This is a genomic window from Desulfosporosinus orientis DSM 765 (assembly GCF_000235605.1).
In the GTDB taxonomy this organism is placed as follows: Bacteria; Bacillota; Desulfitobacteriia; order Desulfitobacteriales; family Desulfitobacteriaceae; genus Desulfosporosinus; species Desulfosporosinus orientis.
This window is the reverse complement of record NC_016584.1, coordinates 3,350,106-3,370,130: the sequence shown is the minus strand read 5'-3', so window position 1 is coordinate 3,370,130 and position 20,025 is coordinate 3,350,106. Positions and strand designations below refer to the sequence as shown.

Sequence of the window (20,025 nt, the reverse complement as noted above, 5' to 3'; positions counted from 1 at the left end):
ACGGCGCTCGTTTTCAAACTCAGCGATTTTGGTTGAGACGCCAGAAAGGCGGCTATCAACTGAGCTTTGGAGCTCAGTTGATAGCCGCCTTTAGTTTACTTATTGGTTTGCTATAGTGGAGTTTTCTGCTGAGTTTTCTGGAGAGGTTTGCTCTTGTACCTGTAACCCTTTCAGCTGAGCTTCCAAGTTGTCCAGCAGTTCACGGATTTGATTCATTTGATCAAGTACGGAGGTAATGTTGATAGTGCCTTGGTTAACTTGCGTTTCATTCTGAGTGACAGGAGGCGTCGAAGTTGTGCTTTGTCCAGGTGTTGTCGGTTGAGGAGCACCGTCTCCGAAAAGCTGGGTGAGAGCTGCTCCCAGATTTTCAGTCATCACTAAACGATCTTGATATGCCAAAATCACTCGTTTCATTTCTGGAATACTACCGCCTTTATCTGATTGCAGATAAATAGGTTCGACATAAAGAAAGTTTCCGCCGATGGGAAGGGCTAAGAGATTGCCTCGAATAACTCGGGAGCCTTTTTGATCCCATAAGGAGAGCTGCTCAGAAATTCCTGGGTCTTGATCGATCCTGGATTCAATCTGTAAGGGGCCGTCAATTTCAAAATTTTTGGGAAGCTTATACAGTACCAGCTCACCATAATGTTCACCGTCCATTCGTGCTGCCATCCAGGCAATCATATTATTTCTTGTATTGGTAGCACTTGAGGCCGGCGTAAAAGGAAGCATCAATACAAACTCAGGCTTATCTTCACCGGGAATCTTCATAATGGTGTAATAAGGGGCAACATTTTGGGGTTCTTGGTCAAACAGTTCTTGAGCAATATTCCAAGCATCTTCTTTATTGTAAAATACTGAGGCATTGGTCATATGAAAGTTTTCAAGCATGTTGCTTTGAATGCTGAAAAGGGTTTCGGGATAACGCAGGTGGGCTACCAGGCTGGGCGGAAGGGCTGACTGGTCTTTGAAAACTCCAGGAAATATTTTCATGTAGGTTTTTAAAATGGGATCATTAGGGTCCACGGCATAGAAATCCACCGTTCCATCATAAGCATCAATAACAACTTTGACGGAATTCCGAATGTAATTAAAATCTTGATCAGGATAGACGTGGGAATAAGGAAGTGCATTAGAGGTGGTGTATGCATCAATAATCCACTTAATGCGTCCAGAATCGATGACCATGTAGGGATCCGTATCATAGGTCAAAAACGGTGCGAGTTTTTGAACTCGTTCGGTGATGTTGCGATAGATAAGCATTTTACTTGTAGGAGTCACTTCACTGGAGAGATAAAACCGCGGAGTAGCGTGGCGCAGGGAAAGCATCAATTTATTGAATGGAGTGAAGGGTATCCCTGTTTTGCCCTTGTATGAATTTTCTGCATTGGAATTTCCTTGAGGATAATCAAATTCCTTGGCAGTTGTGTTGGCAACCACCCAGTCATTCGTAAGTTCTCCGTAATAAATTCTCGGCTCGGTCATCTTAAACTGCGGAAAATCAGTAATGGGAGGGACATCTTTGATGGCAAAGGAAGGGAGCCCTTCTGCAGTTACTGCGTTGGCAAAGGAAGCAGACGCACCAAAACCGTGGGTATATTTAAAGCGCATATTGACAAAGGTCATTGCTTTAGGGTCTAAATCAGGTGTCGAGATTTCCCGGGGACCAATCATGACTTGACGAGATTCGCCATTAATGGTATAGCGGTCGATGTCAATATCGTTAAATTTATAATAGAGCCGAATGCCTTGTTTTTGATTATAGGTTTGCAGCAAAGGACGGGCATCATTAAGGCGTATATTATTAATGGTTCCGAGATCTTGGTTTAGAGCATCTATGGTAATAGGCGTATTACCTGGGTATTCTACTTCCTTAATAGCATCTAAACCATATCCAAAGCGGGTAAGTTGAATCTCGTTGCTTATATAAGGCTTTTCTTTATTTAATTCGTTTGGAAGGACTATAAAAGATTGAATGAGTGTTGGGAAAATGCTATAAATTAAGATTCCTACAATAAAGTTGAGGGCAATAGGTACAGTTAATAAGCGTGAATCTTGGAAAGGGAATGAAATTAGAGCCAGGATAAAACCAATTACACACAGGACAATCAAAACTTTAAGAGCTGGGAGCGTAGCATTTAAGTCTGTAAACCCTGCTCCGACGACATGGCCATGGGTTGAATATACCAATTTATAGATGTCCAAGTAGTAACCAAAAGCTTTTAAAGCAAAAAGAATACAAATTAAAAAGGCAATATGTCTTCGGCAGTCTGATCCCATGGTGATAGCTCCATTTTGCCAAAGTTTTTTGGAGTTAAAGCGAATGACACCGGTTACCACATAAAAAATTACGGTGAATAAGGTGAGTAAAAACAGTGGACCAAAAAAGGCATTGAAAATGGTATTCAAGAAGGGAAGCTTAAAGAAATAAAAGGACAAGTCCTTGCCGAAAATCGGATCGATTTGGCCAAAGTCCGAAGCATGGGTAAAGGATAGAATATCTAACCACCCTTTAAAGCCTGCGACAAAACTAATGCCGATACTAACCATTGCCGAGATGATTAATAACCAAATGGTTGCTTTACGGTTGCTAAGGTTTAAGGCAGGGCGGTTCATATCCTGAACTAAATGTAAGCGGAGCCGCATGCGTTGATTAACGAAGGTTATAATGGCGTGGCGGACGGATAGTAAAGTTCCGGCAATAAAAAGAAATAAAATCGTGCCATTGACAGCTTGGAAAAGCAGCTTGCTTAAAAACGGTGTCCAGAATAGTTGAGAATAGCCAAGATCACTAAACCAAAGCCAGTCTTCGAACATTCCGCTGGTTGCTGTGAGTAAGGCAACAACTATAATTATGGCAATGAGAATTTTGTAAATACGGTACAAGAGTATTCCCCCTTTTTAGAACATAAAACTTCTTTAGAAATAGCACATAAGTATGTATAACATTACTGCAATAGTATATTCTTCCCAACAATTTAAAATCCCTTCATTAAAATTCCCGGTTTTATCTTAATTTCTTTTAATTTATGGTTAAACTATGTTATACTAATTATCGAGTTAATACCCTTAAGGGGTATGAGTAAATATATATGAGGTGATGAAAGTCATGTATGACGTTATTATTGTAGGTGCAGGGCCAGCGGGTCTTACTTCGGGAATTTATACTGCTCGAGGAGGGCTAAAGACAGCAATCGTAGAGTTAGCAATGCCGGGAGGGCAGGCAGCATCGACTGAAAACATTGAGAACTATCCTGGTTTTCCTAACGGGGTCAATGGATACGAACTTATGAATTCATTTCATCAACAAGCCTTGAGTTTCGGTGTTGAGTTTATTTTTGAGGAAGTTACTAAATTTGATCTTAAAGAGGATGTTAAGAGAGTTCATACCACAGGCCAAGTTCTTGAGGCTCGTTCGATCATTATTGCTGCAGGTTCAAAGCCGAGGCCGTTGGGAGTTCCCGGTGAGAATAAATTTCACGGCAGCGGCGTATCCTATTGTGCAACCTGTGACGGAGCTTTTTTCAGAGGAAAAAAGGTTGTTGTTGTCGGCGGGGGAGACGCAGCTATCGAAGAAGGAAGCTATTTGACAAGATTTGCGGATGAAGTAACTCTGGTTCATCGCAGAACTGGGTTTCGAGCTTCGCAAATTGCCTTGAATCGAGCCAAAGAAAATCCAAAAATCAAATTTGAATTAAACGCTGTCGTAGAAGAGATTCTTGGTTCCGCTCAAGTTGAAGGAGTTCGCATAAAGGATGTACTCACGGGAATGACACGGGAAATTCCAGCTGATGGGGTCTTTATTTATGTAGGCACAGATCCTAATGCACAATTTCTTCATGGTGAGCTTGAAACAGATGAGCGCGGGTATATACTGACGAACGCTTTATTACAGACGAATATCGAGGGAGTATATGCTGCCGGGGATATTCGCAATACGCCTCTGCGTCAAGTTGCCACTGCAGTGGGAGATGGAGCTCTAGCTGCCGTTGAGATTGTAAAGTATTTAGCAGAGAAATAATTTCTATTAATAATAAAACAGGATTGCAACTGCATAGACTAAATTTGGTTCGTCTTGAAAAATTCAGATGATTATACTAAAATGAATAACAATTACTCTTTTTAAGAGATTTTTTATTGTAAATTGTCTAAAGATTACAGATAAAGGAGGGAATTTTCGTGAACTTCGTGGTCTGCTTAAAACAAGTCCCAGATTCTTCTGAAGTTCGAATCGATCCGGCTACTAATACACTTATGCGAGAGGGAGTCCCATCAATCATCAACCCCTATGATGCACATGGTCTTGAAGAAGCAATTCGCCTTAAAGAAAAAGTAGGTGGAAAGGTGACCATTGTCTGCATGGGACCTCCCCAGGCCAAAGAAGCCCTGAAGAAAGCCATGACCTATGGTGCTGACCGGGCAATTCTGCTGAGTGACAGGGCATTCGGAGGTTCAGATTCCTTAGCCACAGCCTATATCCTTTCTATGGCTTTGCAAAAAATCCATGAAACGGAACCCATCGATTTAGTTTTTGCCGGCAAAGAAGCGATTGATGGAGATACCGCCCAAACGGGACCTGGTATCGCTCAACGCCTGGGATTCCCTCAATTGACTTATGTTATTAAAATAAGAGAATTTACGGAAACCTCTGTAACCGTTGAACGTAAGACAGAGAGCGGTCGTCAAATTGTGCAAGCTCAATTACCAGCCTTACTTACCGTAGAGAAAGAGCTCAATGATTTGCGCTACGCATCTCTCCCGAATATGATGAAAGCTGCTGCTTATGAACCGGAAGTATGGGATGTGAAGTCTCTTCCTTTCGATCTCAAGCAAATGGGTCTAAAAGGTTCTCCCACAAGTGTTTCAAGAATTTTTGCTCCCCCCGGACGCAGCGGCGGAGAACTATTTGATGCTATGCAAGATCCTAAGGCAATAGCTGCCTCTGTAGTACAAAAGATGTTTCAACAGAATATTATCATGGTTAATCCTCATGTGAAGGGAGGGAGGAGCTAATGACCGTTGCAATTGATAAGACAAAATGTATCGGCTGCGGAGCTTGTGTCATGGAATGCCCTGTTGAAGCTCTTGACCTTGTTGATGGAGTTGCCGTGGTTGATCCTAAAAAATGTAATGACAACGGCAAATGTGCTCTTGTTTGCCCAACAAATGCAATAACCCCTGCCAAAGCTAATGAAAATCTGGATCCCGAAGCAGGCTCTAAATTTGAGATCAAAGATCAGCCTGATTCAGTTAAAGATTATGCCCAAGGCAATGACAAAAAGACCATTCGAGCTCAAGCTGCACCTATTGCCGGCGGAGATGTCTGGAGTGGTGTTTGGGTAATTATCGAGTACAGCAACGGCAAAATTGCTCCTGTATCCTGGGAATTGCTTGGAGAAGGCCGAAAATTAGCAGATGCCATAGGCTGTGGTCTCTGCGGAGTCATCGCCGGTAATCAAGTGGACAGTGTTATACCAGAAGCCTTTGCTCATGGGGCAGAGAAGGTCTACGTCATCGATGATCCTATTCTTCAAGATTATCGGACAGAACCCTATGCTGAGGCAATTACAAATGTCGTGAAAAAATACCAACCTGAGATTATACTCATGGGTGCGACGTCTATGGGTCGAGATGTCTTTCCAGCCATTGCCACCAGGCTGCAAACGGGATTAACCGCAGATTGTACAGTACTCGGCATTGATCCTGAAACGAAACTACTGCAGCAAACTCGTCCGGCCTTTGGCGGAAATATTATGGCTACAATCCTTTGCCGTACAAGTCGCCCGCAAATGGCAACGGTTCGGCCGAGAGTTATGGCTATGCCTGAACGAGTTGAAGGCCGGGTCGGAGAAATCATTCGTGAGGAAATCGCTTTTGAGGAAAGTGATTTCCATACAAAAGTTCTTGAGTTCATCAATATGGATGCTAAAAGTGCTTTCTTGGATAAAGCTGAAATCATTGTGGCCGTTGGTTTAGGTCTGGCGGCTAAAAGAAACTTAGTCATAGCTGAAGAGCTGGCGGAGGTTTTAGGAGCTACCATAGCGGGAACTCGCGGAGCAGTGGAAGCAGGCTGGCTGAACCATGATCAGCAAGTCGGACAGTCCGGTGTAACCGTGCGGCCCAAAGTCTATATTGCCATTGGTATTTCCGGGGCTATCCAACATTTAGTTGGCATGGAGACATCTGACTTTATTATCGCCATTAACAATGACCCTGAGGCTGCCATTTTAAAGGTAGCAAACTATGGTATCGTCGGAGACCTTTTTCAAGTAGTTCCTGCAATGACTGCAGAGTTTAAGAAACGTCTACAGCATGGCGTGGCAAATTAAGGAGGGGCAAACATGGAAAACTTTGATGTAATAATCATCGGCGGTGGTCCTGCCGGCCTGTCTGCCGCGATCAGTGCTGCGAAGGCAGGTATGAAAACAGTCGTTATCGAGCGTGGTGACTATCCGGGAACCAAGAATGTTATGGGCGGTATCCTTTACACAAAAGCTACTGAAATGGTTGTACCGGAGTTTTGGAAAGAAGCTCCTTTAGAACGACCAATTATTGAACAACGTATAGCCATGTTAAGCGGTGATGAATCAATCTTAGCCGGATACCGTGATCCGGCTTGGGGTTCAGAGCCTTACAATGCTCACTCAGTGTTTAGAGTTAAATTCGATCGTTGGCTTGCCCAACAGGCTGAAAAAGCTGGCGCAATGATTATTACCGAAACCATCGTCGAAGATCTCCTTTACAAAGGTGATAATGTCGTAGGGGTTCGAACAGGCCGGGCAGAAGGGGACCTCGGTGCCAAAGTGGTTATTCTTGCAGAAGGGGTCAATAACTTTATTGCTGTAAAGGCTGGTCTGGCCAAACCTTTACGACCAGAACACGTTGCAGTTACTGTAAAAGAAGTTATTTCACTGCCAAAAGAAAAAATTGAGGATCGCTTCTGTCTTGAAGAAGGCCAGGGTGCTACCATTGAACTCTATGGGGATTCAACGGCTGGTATGATGGGAGTCGGTTTTATCTATACTAATAAAGAGTCGATTTCCATTGGGGTAGGCACGATTCTTCAACAGTTAATCCGCAATAACTGGACTCCTAACGATCTCCTGGAAAATATGAAATCGAAACCCTATGTCAAACGGCTTCTGCAGGGCGGTGAAACCAAGGAGTATTTATCCCACTTGATACCGGAAGGCGGGTATACTCAAGTTCCCAAACTTCATCGCCAGGGAGTTATGGTGGTTGGAGATACGGCGATGCTCATGAATTCCTTGAATCGTGAAGGCTCTAACCTAGCTATGATTTCCGGAAAAATTGCAGGAGAAGTCGCGGCCCAGGCTATCAATTCTGGTGATATCAGCGATCATGGCATGTCTGTATATGAAGCACGTTTGCGTGATTCCTTCGTATTGAAAGACCTCTACCATTATCGACATATGGGTAAATTCTTTGAAGAAAACACTCATCTTCTCAAGATCTATCCCAAGTTATTCTCGCAAGCAGCTAAAATGTATCTTACTGCTGATGGAACACCCAAAAAACAGCGTCAAAAGGAAATTATCAAGATGGCCTTCGAAAACCGTTCTAAAGGCGGTTTGATTAAAGATATTTATGGAGCATGGAGGGCACTCTTATGAAATTAGATGATAAACTCTATTTGGTGCGGTTTAATACAGATAAATTGAACCACATAAAGATTTCTGATCCCAATGTTTGTTTGCAACAGTGCCAAGATAAGCCTTGTACACGTTTTTGTCCTGCACATGTATATGATTGGGATGAGGAAGAAAAACGGATTGCCGTAGGTTATGAAGGCTGCCTGGAATGTGGGACTTGTCTAATAGGTTGTCCTTTTGGCAATATTAATTGGAAGTATCCCAGAGGCGGATTTGGTGTTTCCTGGAAAAATGGTTAAGAGGAATAAAATAACGCAAGGGAAGCCGCTCAGGCTTCCTTTACGTTTTTTTTGACAGCAATTTCTCCAATAGGTAGAATAAAGACGAAGGAAGGGATACTTTAGAATGGAGACCGTTCAACAAGATGAGGCCCTACAAAAAGAAAAATTACTGATTAAGCGGTTACAATCTTTAAATAAAGTTCTAGTCGCTTTTTCTGGGGGAGTAGATTCCACCTATTTGCTAACTATTGCCAAAGAAGCCTTAGGTCCAAACTGTAAAGCTGTTTTTGCCCGGGGACCTATGGTTTCTCCTCGCGAAGAACAGGAAGCTCTGGCTTTAGTGCAGCGTTATAATCTACCTGTCCACATCATTGATATCAATGTCTTGAATTTAAAAGAGTTTCGGGAAAATCCACCGGACCGCTGCTATTATTGTAAGAAGAATCTCTTTGAAACTTTTATGGAATACAATAATAGTCTGGATCAAGCTGTCATTATTGAAGGAACTAATGTTTCTGATGCAAAAGACTACCGCCCAGGGCGGCTAGCCTTGCAGGAATTAGGAATTATCAGTCCCTTGCTGGAAGCTGGTCTTAGCAAAGAGGAAATTCGCCTGCTGTCCAAACTCCGAAATTTATCAACTTGGGATAAACCATCCATGGCCTGCTTGGCATCTAGAATTCCCTATGGAGATCCCATCGATTCCAAGCTGCTTCAGCGTATTGCCCAAGCTGAAGAATTTCTTCATGAACATGGTTTTCCAGAATGCCGGGTCAGAGTACATGGCAAGATTGCCCGTCTTGAGGTGCCTGTTAAGGACCTTGCCAAATGTATCCAGGAACGCGCTGAAATTACGGCCCTCTTGTTAGATTTGGATTTTCAATATGTGACCCTAGACTTAATGGGACTGCGTTCGGGAAGTCTTAATCCCAGTTAACAGGAGGTTTATCTATGAATGAAGAGAGTTTAAAAGCATTACTTCAATCGGTTCAGCAGGGATCATGTACTCCCGAAAAAGCTTTGCGCCAATTGAAAGATCTTCCCTATGAAAACTTAGAGTTTGCCCGCTTAGATCATCATCGAGCCTTAAGAACCGGACAAGGGGAAGTTATTTTTTGTCAAGGCAAACAACCGGAGCATATTATCAAGATTTTAAAGCACTTAGGTTCTAAGGAGAATAATGTTTTGGCGACCCGACTTGAACCTCAAGCTGCAGCCATCATTTTAGATCATTTTCCCAAGGCACATTATGATCAGCCAGCACGCTGCTTGCTGCTTCACCCCTTGGACGAACCTACTATTCCAGGTAAAATCCTGGTTATGACAGCCGGTACCGCCGATTTGCCTGTGGCTCAGGAAGCTTGGCTGACAGCCAGGTATATGGGGCATGATGTGGATACACTCTTTGATGTGGGAGTTGCCGGTATTCATCGACTCCTTGAACAGCGGGAACTTATGGATCAAGCTGAGGTAATCATTGTTGTCGCAGGTATGGAAGGCGCTTTAGCAAGTGTGGTCGGAGGTCTGGTGGAACAGCCGGTGATTGCTGTTCCGACGAGTGTGGGTTATGGAGCTCATTTTCAAGGTTTAGCCGCCTTGCTAAGTATGTTGAACAGTTGTGCATCAGGAGTTGGGGTCGTGAACATTGATAACGGTTTTGGGGCGGCTTCTTTAGCTTCAGCCATCGTACGGCGAATTCACAGAGAGAACTAGAAGGAGAGAATATATTTGAAAGTATTATATTGGGATACTTTTGCCGGAATTAGCGGAGATATGGCTTTGGGGTCGTTAATTGCTTTAGGAGCTGATCCGGATAATATTGTTCATCAGCTTCATTCCATCGGTTTAACAGAATTCGTCCTTGAAAATAAACAACGGCAAGTTTCCGGTATTCAAGCTACGGATATCAATGTTATCGAGATTCCTACCAAGGATTCAGACGAAGAGCATGATCATTCTCACTCTCATTCAGAGAAACATGCTCATAAACACAGTCGCCGTCTCCCGGATATTCAAAAAATGATCCAAAGCGGAGACTTGTCACTGCGGGCTAAAAACAATGCTCTTTTGGTATTTAATGCCTTGGCTGAAGCAGAAGCTCATGTTCACGGTACGACCATTGATCAGGTCCATTTTCACGAAGTAGGGGCTGTTGATTCTCTTGTCGACATTGTAGGAACTTGTATTGCTTTAGATCAGCTGGATATCGACTCTCTTAAGGTTTCTATCCTTCCCTGGTCCCACGGATTTGTAAAATGTGCTCATGGTACATTGCCGTTGCCGGCACCTGCAACCTTAATGCTTTTAAAAGGTTTTAAGTTTCGCGAATCCGGAATTAAAGGGGAACTCATTACCCCAACGGGTGCTGCTCTCATTAGTGCTTTGGCAGAACAATCAAGTTTTCCGGAGATGTCTCTGCTGAATGTGGGTTACGGATCCGGAAAAAATGATTATGGCATTCCAAGTTTGCTGCGAGCAGTATTAGGAGAGAATTAAAAACAGAGGTGAGCTATGTTCGCGCAAATGATAAAGACTCTCCAGCAATCCGGCTGGAGGGTATCAGCTTTAGAGGAAAATTGGGTATCGGCAGTATACGACTCTCAAAAACGAGGACTTTTGTTTGGCAACTTGAGCCAACTTCCTCCTGACATCCAGCCCTTGCTTAGTCATGAGCCAGGTATTAGCCAATGGGATGTTATTGTGTTTTGTCCGGAAGGCATTGATTCCTCCGATCTAAAGAATAACTATTTTCCCGGAATCCAGCTTTGGTATTGGGATACCCAGCGAGGCAATCTCTTTCCATTCCCGCCTGCGAAGGATTCATTAATTCCTATTTGGTTAAAGGATTTAACCCAAGGCAAACCTATTCAGGCGGAGCCCCGTAAGGAAGTTGGTAAAGGTTCTATTCCTTTTCTTACCTACGGTCTTATTGGCATAAACCTTGTCGTATTTTTCCTGATGACCTTAGCGGGAGGATCCCAAAATCGGGAGGTTCTTATTGCCTTTGGTGCCAAAGTCAACTCCTTGATCTTAGCAGGGGAAGTTTGGCGCTTTTTTACCAGCATGTTTATTCACATCGGTTATCTGCACCTCGGTTTTAACCTTTATGCCTTATGGGTCCTGGGGCCATTTACCGAAAAACTATTTGGCCATTGGCGTTTTCTTGTTATTTACCTTTTAAGTGGTCTGGGCGGCTCCATTGCCAGCTTTTTCTTTACCTCCGGTTTATCGGCAGGAGCTTCCGGAGCGATTTTTGGCTTGTTAGGAGCTCTCTTATACTACAGTTTAAAACGACCTTGGTTATGGAAATCAGGCTTAGGTATGAACTTAGTACTTGTACTTGTCATCAATTTTGGCTTCGGTCTTACTCAGCCGGGGATCGATAATTTTGCTCACCTTGGCGGATTGTTGACAGGACTACTGTCGAGCATTCTCTTGAACCATTCCATGAACCCCAATTAATGGGTAAAACTGTTCCATTATTACATAAAAATACCTCTTTTAAGTCGTGTATTTTTCTGTTGGCGCAGGACAAAATAGATTCAAGAGCTTGCGGTTTCTTAGCAAGGTGACTTTTAAAAGGTCATCGTTAGTTAGGAAAGCGTAAGTTCTTTTTCGTGACAATGAACAATTATTAAGAGAAAACAGATTTGTTTGGGATTTATTAACATTTCGCTAGGAATATCCTTTCTAAATGTTATAATGGATGAAGAGAGGAGGGGGACTTTGAGGAAAAACATATCGGAGGTTCATTATTTCTCCCGCGATCGCTGGATCCAGATTATATTGCTAATAATCATAATCGCTGTCTTCGGCAGGTTAGTATTTCTTCAAGTTGTCAAAGCATCGGACCTTAAGGCAAAGGGTATTGAACGCCGTACCATTGATCAACGTCTGAAACCGGATCGAGGTACGATTTATGATGCACAAGGGAATGTCTTGGCTCAAAGTATCCCTGTCAAAGGAATATTCGCTGATCCAAATACACTTAGCACTTTAATTGAAAAAAAACAGTTTAAAGGCACAAAAGAGGATGTTGCCAAACAACTTGGAGAAATCTTAGGAATTGATTCACAAGGTATTTTAGATAAACTCAATAAAAACCTCTCTTGGGTCAGTATTGCCCATCAGGTGGATATTGACAAAACCAATAAGATAATGGCTCTGAAAATTCCGGGTGTAGGGACCGATGACGAAGCAAAACGGGTTTATCCTATGGGAATGTTTGCTTCCTCTGCCCTGGGGATAGTCAATCAAGATGGGCATGGTGTAGAGGGGGTTGAGTATTATTATGATAAAGAGTTATTCGGCAAACCCGGTTTTCAGTCTGAAGAGCAAGATACTCGAGCACGCTCTATTGTCGATGCCCTTAACCAAGAGGATCCGTCCCGGCCTGGAGAGTCCCTTACTCTAACTCTGGATTCTACAATTCAATACTATGTTGAACAACAATTAAATGAGTCTATAAAATCAACCAACGCCAAGAGCGTTACAATTCTGGCCATGGACCCCATGACCGGGAGGATTTTAGGCATGGGATCCCGGCCATCCTTTGACCCTACGAATTACAATCAGGTCAGCCCTGAAGTCCGTCGTAATTTGGCGATCAGCATGACCTATGAACCAGGGTCCACTTTTAAAATCATTACCGGTGCGGCTGCCCTGGAAGAAGGGGCCGTCAAACCGGATGATAGATTCGAGGATCCAGGTTATTTAAGGGTTCCGCCGCGTGTTATTACAAACTGGGATTCGGATCTGAAACCTCACGGTAATCCTACTTTTACAGAAGGGATGATGCTTTCATCCAATGTTGTTTTGGCCCAAGTAGGTCAGAAATTGGGCAAACCAGCCTTTGAGACGTACTTAAAAGCCTTTGGCTTTGGTTCAAAAACCGGGATTGACATTTCCGGAGAAGAAAGCGGCATACTATTGCCCGAGGACCGAATCCGGGACATTGATATGGCGACCATGTCCTTCGGTCAAGCTAATTCCGTGACTCCGATTCAACTATTGACAGCCATATCAGCCGTTGCTAACGGAGGAACTCTTTATCGCCCCTATATCGTGGATAAAATCACATCCGCTGATGGAAAAGTCATAGAGCAACACAAACCGACTCCGGTACGACAAGTTATTTCAAAGTCAACAGCTGCCCAAATGACCAATATCTTGGAGCAAGTTGTTTCTGACGGAACTGGACATACTGCCCAAATTCCTGGCATTAAAGTCGCGGGAAAAACAGGTACGGCACAAAAGGTAGACCCTGAAACGGGCGGCTATTCCACGACAGACTTTATTGCTTCCTTTGCAGCCTATGCTCCGGCGGAAAATCCCAAGATAGCTGTGCTTGTGGTTATTGATACGCCCCACACGGAGGAAGGGCATCAAGGGGGGACATTAGCAGGGCCCAGGGCAAAAGCTATTATCGAAGGGGCTCTTCAATACTATGGCATGCCGGTGTCTAACGACACCCAAAGTACGGTTACCATTTCTCCCGAGGATTCTGCCGTCCGGCCGTCCCCCCAGCCTGTAGTCCCTGAGCGTACACCAGTAAACGGTGAAGCGGTTGTTCCGGATTTGACGGGCATGACTATGCGCCAGGCCGGGGAAACTCTGGCCAAGTCTGAACTGCATTTTAACTTTTCCGGAAGCGGTTTAGTTAATCAGCAATCTCCTCAACCGGGAAAGGTTGTCATTAAAGGTGCCACTGTTGACGTTAAATTTTTACCTTTGCCATCGTCCTAATCATCAACATTTCTCAATTAGGGTATGCTAGGATCACTTGATAAATCGTTTTGGAGGAATGACAAAATGGGCTTGAACCAAGAAATAGATGCAATGAAAGAAGATTTAATCGCCGCCGTTCAAGGATGTATCCGGATTAAAAGTGTCAAAGATATTGAACATGCCGCTCCGGAGGCACCCTTTGGTCCAGGTGTCAGAGAAGTTTTAGATTGGACCTTGGCTTTAGGTAAAGAAATGGGTTTTTCCGTTAAAAATGTTGACGGTTATGCCGGTCATATTGAAATGGGGGAAGGAGACTTATTAGGTATCTTAGGTCATCTGGACGTTGTTCCGGAGGGGGATGGCTGGTCGGTACCTCCTTATGATGCTGCTATTGTTGATGGCAAGATTTTAGGCAGAGGCGCTTTAGATGACAAAGGCCCGACATTAGCTGCCCTTTTTGCTATGAAAGCTATTAAAGATGCCGGTATCCCATTGAATATGAGAGTACGTCTCATATTAGGGACGGATGAAGAATCCGGATGGGAGGATATGAACTATTATTTTAAAAAGGAAGAAGTACCTCAAATCGGTTTTGCACCGGATGCTGAGTTCCCGGTCATCCATGCTGAAAAAGGAATTCTACATCTTGAATTATCCAAAGATAATCCCATCTCTTTTCCTCATATCGACAGGATACAGGGAGGAGAACGGGCTAATGTTGTACCTGACCGTTGCGACATCGTCTTGAAAGGACTCTCTTACCCAGATACTCTTCAGGCATTAAAGGGCTTTTCATTTCCGGAAGGAGTCAGCGGTACTATAGAGAGCTATGAGGCAGATCAAATAATCAAAATTCTTATCCAAGGATCCGGTGCTCATGGCAGCTTGCCTCAAAATGGCAAAAATGCTGTTCTCTTTGCCTTGCAATTCTTACAAACCTTGCCCTTAAGTCCAGAGGAACAAAAGCAAATCGCTTTTATTTTAAAATACCCCGGAACTGGCTTCTACGGGGAAGGATTTGGTATTAACTTTGAAGATGAACCTTCCGGTAAATTATCCCTCAATGTAGGAATTCTGGAGTGGACCTCTCAAAGTATACGTTTTGTCCTTGATATTCGCTATCCTGTCACCTTTCAAAGCAGCGATGTTTTAGACCCCATCGCGTCAATTGCTCAAAACGAACAATATAAGGTCAAAATCCTCGCCCATCAAGAAGCTCATCACGTCCCAAAAGAGAGTATCTTAGTTCAGTCTTTGCTCAAGGCTTACTCAGAGGTAACGGGGTACGAACCTTTTGCCTTTGCTATCGGTGGAGGAACCTATGCTAAAGCTCTTCCTCAGGGTGTCGCCTTCGGTCCGGTCTTTCCTGGTGAACCTGACGCGGTTCATTGTCCTGATGAATTTATTTCCGTCGATAATCTCCTGTTAACCGCAAAGGTTTATGCTCAAGCTATTCTTAACCTGGCAGCGGGATCCAAAAGCCTGTAACCTCTTTTCTCAATTTATAGGTATATCACTAAATAAAAATCCATACATAAGAGAAAAGTTATTGACAACCCTATGGTCAATCTGTATACTAATGATTGTTGCTTCGCGCCACTAGCTCAGCTGGTAGAGCATCCGACTCTTAATCGGCAGGTCCCTGGTTCGAATCCTGGGTGGCGCACCAATGGAGATTAAAACCCGCAAAGTTTTGCGGGTTTTTGTTTTTATACAAAGTCCCAATACGAACGCGTGCGTTCGTATTGGGACTGCTTGTTTCTATGTAAGCGTTAAAATATCCCGAGATTTTAAATCGTTTCAGTGCTTAATTCGAAACCTTCGAGATTAGCTGTTTCATCAATTTCAATGAGTAAGTACCGCCGTCCATCTTTCTTGACTTGCTTAATGTTTTTTAGATCTTGTGGGCTAACAGAAATGCTAACTGTATTATTTTCGATTTTAATTGATTTTCCTGTGAAGCTGGGGACGATATTTGGTGCTTTAAACTCATACTTATCCGTCCCTGTGATTTTCATGAAAGCAGTTTCTAAACCTTGTGTATTTTCAACTCCGCTGGATTGTAGAATCTTTTCCATATCCTTTAATCCCACACAGGGAATTTCACTATTTTCTTCTTCTTCATTCCTCGTTAAAATGTAGTTCACGCTCTCATAGATATTAGCAATTTTCTCAGGTTCAATCTCTTTACCCGCAACTTCTTGAACAATTTCAAGGAATTGTTCCTTTTCTGTTTGAGCTGTTGAATGGAGATCACATTCTAAGACCTTTGTTAAAAACTCTAGGTTGGGAGTATTGGCTTTATTTGAGTAATACACCACACTATTTACATCTGCTGAATTATCCTGCCATGAAGGAAACATAAATCCGTCTAAGGGGGCAGTTAGGTTAATAATCACGTCCATGGGAATATCAGCTTTAAAGGTTCTAACTTCAAAGTCAAATTTGAGGGCAGTTTTAGGAATAGTTACAGGGTTAATACATCCCATAAAAAATCTAAAGGAAAAGACTTCGTCATCTATGCCTGATTCGTCTGACCTTGGTTCTATTTTGGTTGGTATATAGACTTCACCTCTTAGAAAGGAAATCATATAATCAGTTTGGTAATCACAGTTACTGATAATTTTATGAGCTATAGCTTGAACTTGTTCCATAAAATCACTGGATTGAAGGGTATCTAGTAAAGCTTTTTGGGTAGGGTTTTGTCCTAATTTATTATCCGAAAATTCGAGTTCAAATACTTTGGAATCAAGTTGTCCCGTTAGCAGTTTTTTAAAATTTTTAAGATAGAGTTCTTGTTTCTCAGTATCCATCCTTTCAAAAAACTCTTTTTCGGTTCCGATGATTTGTTTTATATCTCCTTTTACGTAAATACTTACTACATCGCCAAGTTTTAATTTCGTATTATCCAATTTAAATTCTTTTCTAATACTTGATACATCTTTTTTTCTCATGATATATTCCTCCTCGCAAGCTGCTTTTATAAAATAGCAAATTTCATTGTTGATAGCAATATAGATTCGCTTTAATTGAATTAAAAAAGAAGGAATCGAAAGAAATTTGAAGAACTTTCGTAAAGGTTTAATTTTCAGCTGGCGGAAGGAGGGATGACAGTAACATTTAGTCGGTGATTGAGCCAATCTAAAAAGGGGTTTGAAAAATGAGTGATGAAACAAAAAATCTAAGCTGCTCAGACTGCGGACTAATAAACTGCTATAGGCAAGAAAAAAGCTTTCCACAATTCTGCCTCACTACCAATACTGATCAGGAAATAATTGAAGATGCGAATAGGCATTATCTAAAGGATGAGTTCGTTGCTAAGTTCTCCCATGCGGCAGCAGAGATTGAGGGAACATACTTTGGTAAGATTACTCGAGTAGAAGAAATCGTTCTCTTCGCTAAAAGAATTGAGGCGAAAAAAATTGGCATTGCCACCTGTGTTGGTTTAATGAATGAAGCTAAAACCTTTGCAAAGATACTTAAGGCCAAAGGGCTGGAAAGTTATTGTGTGATCTGTAAGGTAAGCTCAACTGACAAAACAGCCATCGGTATTGACGAAAAGTTTAAAATAAAAAAAGATACCCATGAATCCCTATGTAATCCTGTATTGCAAGCAAAGCTGCTTAATAAGGAGAAGACCGATTTAAATGTGATAGTTGGGCTGTGTGTTGGTCATGACTCAATATTTATTAAGTATTCGGATGCACCTGTGACAACCCTGATTACTAAGGATCGCGTTCTGGCCCATAATCCGGCGGGAGCGTTATATACGAGCGGATTTTACTATACGAGATTGCTTGAAGAAAATGACACTGAATAAGAGAACAATGCCCCCTATTATTAGGGGGTATACTTTTGTCAGAAATCATTATTTTTTTCTTCATGGGTTAAGACAAGAAAAAATCGGGTTGCCTAAAATTTGTTCCCAAGTCTAGATAATGCCATAAGAGGTATAGCTTTTTTAACGAATGCTAATAATGTTAATTAAGATAAAGGCCTAAAGAGGAATATAAATATGACAAACAACAATTTTAACCCAAAAATCAAAGATTGCTGCTTTGAAGATTCAACGATTAAACTTGATGAAATGAAGAAGATACTGGCAGACATCATGCCCGTTGAAGGCTACGTGGATTCAGAAATCTTTGAAGAGGATGGTGCAATGAACTTTGTTCTTAAAGACTACTACAATGAAGATAAGAGGGATGTTGCAGACTTTCTTTGTCAGCTAACCATCAATTCCGAAGGAATCATTCAAGTTGTTAAACACGATATTCCTCAGTTCATTAACTATAAGAACCAAAAAATAATGTTGTTCTTCTCAAGTCTTGTTGGGAAGAAGTTGAATTATAAAGTTAAGGATGATGACATCATCGATCCCCGGTGGTAGATTTTTTGTATGACGAAAGGAAAGGCTTATGATGCAGGAGTGTTAAGAGATTATTGAATTCTGGCAATGATATGACGTTTGTATAAAACGTCTTTTTTGCTTTTGAAAGAGGAATTTCAAAGAGGCGCATTTAAACTATTATAAAGGTATTGTTCAGAGCCCCATGGATTATAGGAAAGAATGTGTGGTGACGAGTAATGAATGAGTTAATTCAGAAGGTTGTTAAGTTTAGAGATTTGCGAAATTGGAAGCAGTACCACAATCCTAAGGATTTGGCCATATCCTTAAGCATAGAAGCTAGTGAGTTATTAGAAAATTTTCAATGGAAAACCAGTGAGGAGAGCGTCAGTAACAATTATGCAAGAATTCAAGATGAATTGGCAGATGTGTTAATTTATGCTTTGCTGCTCTCAAATGAATTAAAGATTGATCCTCAACAAGCAATTATCGAAAAGATGAAAAAGAACGGAGAAAAGTATCCTGTGGAAAAAGCATATGGGTCGAATAAAAAATACAATGAACTTTAGATACAAAAAAGCCGGTAAAAGTGAAGACTGGAGGGTGTTATGAATAAGGAAATCATCCGAGGATTAAACGGTTACAATATACCTGGCCTGAACAATTTACCCAGGGGAGAGAAGATGGCTGTCATTATCAGCCATGGTTTTGGGAGCAGCAAGGAAAGTCCAACGGCCCTGGCCATTGCAGCGGCGCTGCCAGAATACGGCATAGGAACCTATAGCTTTGATTTTCCCGCCCACGGCGAGAGTCCGGTGGACGGCAAAGAGCTTAGAATAGGCAACTGTTTGAATGATCTTGCCGCGGTGGAAGCTCATGTGCGCAAACTCAGACCCAATACAGAGATTGCCTACTTCTCATCGAGCTTTGGTGCATACATTAATCTGGTCTATTTAGCAACACGCAGACATGAGGGAAAGAAATCCTTCTTGCGCTGTGCAGCAGTGGATATGCCGGGATTGTTCAGGAAGGAAATTTCTCAGGAGAAGTATTCACAGCTTCGCAAGCAAGGCTATATTTTCCTGGATCTTGGCTTTGTTCAGCCGTTAAAGATCACGAGGGAATTTGATGACGACCTTCAGGCAAATGACCTCTTCAAACTCTGCCGGCCAGATATGGGGGAGATCGCGATGATCCACGGTGACGCTGACGAGACTGCCTCAGTAGTGGATGCCCGGCGTTTTGCCACGCTATTCGGAGCAAGATTGACTGAGATCAAAGGTGCAGACCACCGCATTATGATTCCTGGCGGAAGGAAGCAGGTAATTGATGCTGCAGTCTACTTTTTCAAGGGTGACTAAACTATCGACATCCATGCTCTATTTAAATTCGGATTCGAATCCGAATTTTAGGACAAGCTGTTAAATGAAAAGTCGTCTGTTTGGATAAGATGAGGTGTAATGGAGGAATTGTGATGGAGGGTAAAACTGTAAAGTATTCGCAAGTCATTATGTCGAATGTCATGTTACCGCAGCATGCTAATCCCTTTGGCAACGTCCATGGCGGTGAAATTATGAAATTGATGGACAGTGCCGCGGGTGTGGCTGCCCAGCGGCATGCCCGAACCAATGTCGTGACTGCCAGAGTGGACAAATTGGAATTTCATCACCCTATCCACGTTGGTAATGTGGTGACCTGTTACGGAAAATTGACCTTTGTAGGCAATAGTTCTATGGAGGTTTCCGTTACAGTGACTGTAGAAGATACTACAAAGGATGAACCGGCAAAGACTGCCTTAACCTCATATTTCACCCTTGTTTCCATAGATGACAAGGGAAAATCACGGCAAGTTCCGCCATTGATTCTGGAAAATGAAGAAGAACGCACTTTGTTTGAGGAAGGGCGGCAAAGGTATCTGGCGACTAAAAAAGCCAGAAATAATAGATAAGATTAGACAGAGTTTTTCTATTTATTTGCCATCTTGCAGTAAGCAACAAAAAGTTATACTATTGATAAGTACAAAAATGCGGCCTGGTATCCAGCGACCGCATTTTTG

General features: G+C 42.4%; 18 protein-coding genes and 1 tRNA gene. 17 read left to right on the top strand and 2 right to left on the bottom strand.

From position 1 onward, the window contains the following. Positions 1 to 99: 99 nt before the first annotated feature. Entirely contained in the window at positions 100 to 2,886 is a 2,787-nt protein-coding gene (locus tag DESOR_RS15715) for a UPF0182 family membrane protein (protein WP_014185564.1), read from the bottom strand. A gap of 223 nt (positions 2,887 to 3,109) precedes the next feature. On the opposite strand from DESOR_RS15715, the gene trxB reads away from it, so the two are divergent. The 12 genes from trxB (at position 3,110) to DESOR_RS15655 (ending at position 15,290) form a co-directional block, all read left to right on the top strand. Next, positions 3,110 to 4,021 (top strand): thioredoxin-disulfide reductase, encoded by a 912-nt coding sequence (gene trxB / locus DESOR_RS15710; RefSeq protein WP_014185563.1) that lies wholly within the window; start codon positions 3,110 to 3,112, stop codon positions 4,019 to 4,021. 158 nt (positions 4,022 to 4,179) lie between these two features. Then, positions 4,180 to 5,013: an electron transfer flavoprotein subunit beta/FixA family protein gene (locus tag DESOR_RS15705; RefSeq protein WP_014185562.1), complete on the top strand. Its 834-nt coding sequence runs from the start codon at positions 4,180 to 4,182 to the stop codon at positions 5,011 to 5,013. Further along, entirely contained in the window at positions 5,013 to 6,329 is a 1,317-nt protein-coding gene (locus DESOR_RS15700) for an electron transfer flavoprotein subunit alpha (protein ID WP_014185561.1), read from the top strand. The genes DESOR_RS15705 and DESOR_RS15700 overlap by 1 nt, the downstream gene beginning before the upstream one ends. A 12-nt stretch (positions 6,330 to 6,341) precedes the next feature. Continuing rightward, positions 6,342 to 7,634 (top strand): FAD-dependent oxidoreductase, encoded by a 1,293-nt coding sequence (locus tag DESOR_RS15695; RefSeq protein WP_014185560.1) that lies wholly within the window; start codon positions 6,342 to 6,344, stop codon positions 7,632 to 7,634. After that, positions 7,631 to 7,912: a ferredoxin family protein gene (locus tag DESOR_RS15690; protein WP_014185559.1), complete on the top strand. Its 282-nt coding sequence runs from the start codon at positions 7,631 to 7,633 to the stop codon at positions 7,910 to 7,912. The genes DESOR_RS15695 and DESOR_RS15690 overlap by 4 nt, the downstream gene beginning before the upstream one ends. 106 nt (positions 7,913 to 8,018) lie before the next feature. Continuing rightward, positions 8,019 to 8,831 carry an ATP-dependent sacrificial sulfur transferase LarE gene (gene larE, locus DESOR_RS15685; protein WP_014185558.1) on the top strand — a complete coding sequence of 271 codons (813 nt, stop codon included), beginning with the start codon at positions 8,019 to 8,021 and terminating at the stop codon, positions 8,829 to 8,831. 14 nt (positions 8,832 to 8,845) lie between these two features. Further along, positions 8,846 to 9,607, top strand: a complete 762-nt coding sequence (gene larB, locus DESOR_RS15680; RefSeq protein WP_014185557.1) for a nickel pincer cofactor biosynthesis protein LarB — start codon at positions 8,846 to 8,848, stop codon at positions 9,605 to 9,607. Positions 9,608 to 9,622: 15 nt separating this feature from the next. Next, positions 9,623 to 10,390: a nickel pincer cofactor biosynthesis protein LarC gene (larC, locus tag DESOR_RS15675; protein ID WP_014185556.1), complete on the top strand. Its 768-nt coding sequence runs from the start codon at positions 9,623 to 9,625 to the stop codon at positions 10,388 to 10,390. A 15-nt stretch (positions 10,391 to 10,405) separates the two neighbouring features. Beyond that, positions 10,406 to 11,356, top strand: a complete 951-nt coding sequence (locus DESOR_RS15670; protein ID WP_014185555.1) for a rhomboid family intramembrane serine protease — start codon at positions 10,406 to 10,408, stop codon at positions 11,354 to 11,356. 240 nt (positions 11,357 to 11,596) lie between these two features. Next, positions 11,597 to 13,639, top strand: coding sequence for a penicillin-binding protein (locus DESOR_RS15665; protein ID WP_042332360.1), 2,043 nt, complete (start codon positions 11,597 to 11,599; stop codon positions 13,637 to 13,639). A 66-nt stretch (positions 13,640 to 13,705) separates the two neighbouring features. Further along, positions 13,706 to 15,109 carry a dipeptidase PepV gene (gene pepV, locus DESOR_RS15660; protein WP_014185553.1) on the top strand — a complete coding sequence of 468 codons (1,404 nt, stop codon included), beginning with the start codon at positions 13,706 to 13,708 and terminating at the stop codon, positions 15,107 to 15,109. Between the two features lie 105 nt (positions 15,110 to 15,214). After that, positions 15,215 to 15,290: transfer RNA gene (locus DESOR_RS15655), tRNA-Lys, on the top strand. 121 nt (positions 15,291 to 15,411) lie between these two features. Here the strand turns inward: DESOR_RS15655 and DESOR_RS15650 are convergent. Then, positions 15,412 to 16,575, bottom strand: coding sequence for a DUF4317 domain-containing protein (locus DESOR_RS15650; protein ID WP_014185552.1), 1,164 nt, complete (start codon positions 16,573 to 16,575; stop codon positions 15,412 to 15,414). A gap of 206 nt (positions 16,576 to 16,781) precedes the next feature. Between DESOR_RS15650 and DESOR_RS15645 the strand changes: the two genes are divergently transcribed. The 5 genes from DESOR_RS15645 (at position 16,782) to DESOR_RS15625 (ending at position 19,917) form a co-directional block, all read left to right on the top strand. Continuing rightward, on the top strand, positions 16,782 to 17,441 hold the full coding sequence (locus DESOR_RS15645; RefSeq protein ID WP_014185551.1) for a DUF1847 domain-containing protein: 660 nt from the start codon (positions 16,782 to 16,784) through the stop codon (positions 17,439 to 17,441). A gap of 195 nt (positions 17,442 to 17,636) precedes the next feature. Next, complete coding sequence (locus DESOR_RS15640; RefSeq protein ID WP_014185550.1) at positions 17,637 to 18,011, top strand: hypothetical protein; 375 nt, start codon at positions 17,637 to 17,639, stop codon at positions 18,009 to 18,011. Between the two features lie 197 nt (positions 18,012 to 18,208). After that, a complete protein-coding gene (locus tag DESOR_RS15635; protein ID WP_014185549.1) occupies positions 18,209 to 18,538 on the top strand; it encodes a nucleotide pyrophosphohydrolase in 330 nt (109 codons plus the stop codon). Positions 18,539 to 18,577: 39 nt separating this feature from the next. Then, a complete protein-coding gene (locus DESOR_RS15630) occupies positions 18,578 to 19,330 on the top strand; it encodes an alpha/beta hydrolase (protein WP_014185548.1) in 753 nt (250 codons plus the stop codon). Between the two features lie 113 nt (positions 19,331 to 19,443). Continuing rightward, positions 19,444 to 19,917 carry an acyl-CoA thioesterase gene (locus DESOR_RS15625; RefSeq protein ID WP_014185547.1) on the top strand — a complete coding sequence of 158 codons (474 nt, stop codon included), beginning with the start codon at positions 19,444 to 19,446 and terminating at the stop codon, positions 19,915 to 19,917. The last annotated feature ends 108 nt before the right edge of the window (positions 19,918 to 20,025 follow it).

Excerpts from the sequence above, each read along its gene's own strand:
- DESOR_RS15645 (WP_014185551.1), top strand. The coding sequence starts at position 16,782 with ATGAGTGATGAAACAAAAAATCTAAGCTGCTCAGACTGCGGACTAATA.
- DESOR_RS15625 (WP_014185547.1), top strand. The coding sequence starts at position 19,444 with ATGGAGGGTAAAACTGTAAAGTATTCGCAAGTCATTATGTCGAATGTC.
- trxB (WP_014185563.1), top strand. The coding sequence starts at position 3,110 with ATGTATGACGTTATTATTGTAGGTGCAGGGCCAGCGGGTCTTACTTCG.
- DESOR_RS15690 (WP_014185559.1), top strand. The coding sequence starts at position 7,631 with ATGAAATTAGATGATAAACTCTATTTGGTGCGGTTTAATACAGATAAA.
- DESOR_RS15640 (WP_014185550.1), top strand. The coding sequence starts at position 17,637 with ATGACAAACAACAATTTTAACCCAAAAATCAAAGATTGCTGCTTTGAA.
- DESOR_RS15670 (WP_014185555.1), top strand. The coding sequence starts at position 10,406 with ATGTTCGCGCAAATGATAAAGACTCTCCAGCAATCCGGCTGGAGGGTA.
- DESOR_RS15635 (WP_014185549.1), top strand. The coding sequence starts at position 18,209 with ATGAATGAGTTAATTCAGAAGGTTGTTAAGTTTAGAGATTTGCGAAAT.
- DESOR_RS15665 (WP_042332360.1), top strand. The coding sequence starts at position 11,597 with ATGGATGAAGAGAGGAGGGGGACTTTGAGGAAAAACATATCGGAGGTT.
- larE (WP_014185558.1), top strand. The coding sequence starts at position 8,019 with ATGGAGACCGTTCAACAAGATGAGGCCCTACAAAAAGAAAAATTACTG.
- DESOR_RS15630 (WP_014185548.1), top strand. The coding sequence starts at position 18,578 with ATGAATAAGGAAATCATCCGAGGATTAAACGGTTACAATATACCTGGC.
- DESOR_RS15700 (WP_014185561.1), top strand. The coding sequence starts at position 5,013 with ATGACCGTTGCAATTGATAAGACAAAATGTATCGGCTGCGGAGCTTGT.
- DESOR_RS15695 (WP_014185560.1), top strand. The coding sequence starts at position 6,342 with ATGGAAAACTTTGATGTAATAATCATCGGCGGTGGTCCTGCCGGCCTG.
- DESOR_RS15650 (WP_014185552.1), bottom strand. The coding sequence starts at position 16,575 with ATGAGAAAAAAAGATGTATCAAGTATTAGAAAAGAATTTAAATTGGAT.
- larB (WP_014185557.1), top strand. The coding sequence starts at position 8,846 with ATGAATGAAGAGAGTTTAAAAGCATTACTTCAATCGGTTCAGCAGGGA.
- pepV (WP_014185553.1), top strand. The coding sequence starts at position 13,706 with ATGGGCTTGAACCAAGAAATAGATGCAATGAAAGAAGATTTAATCGCC.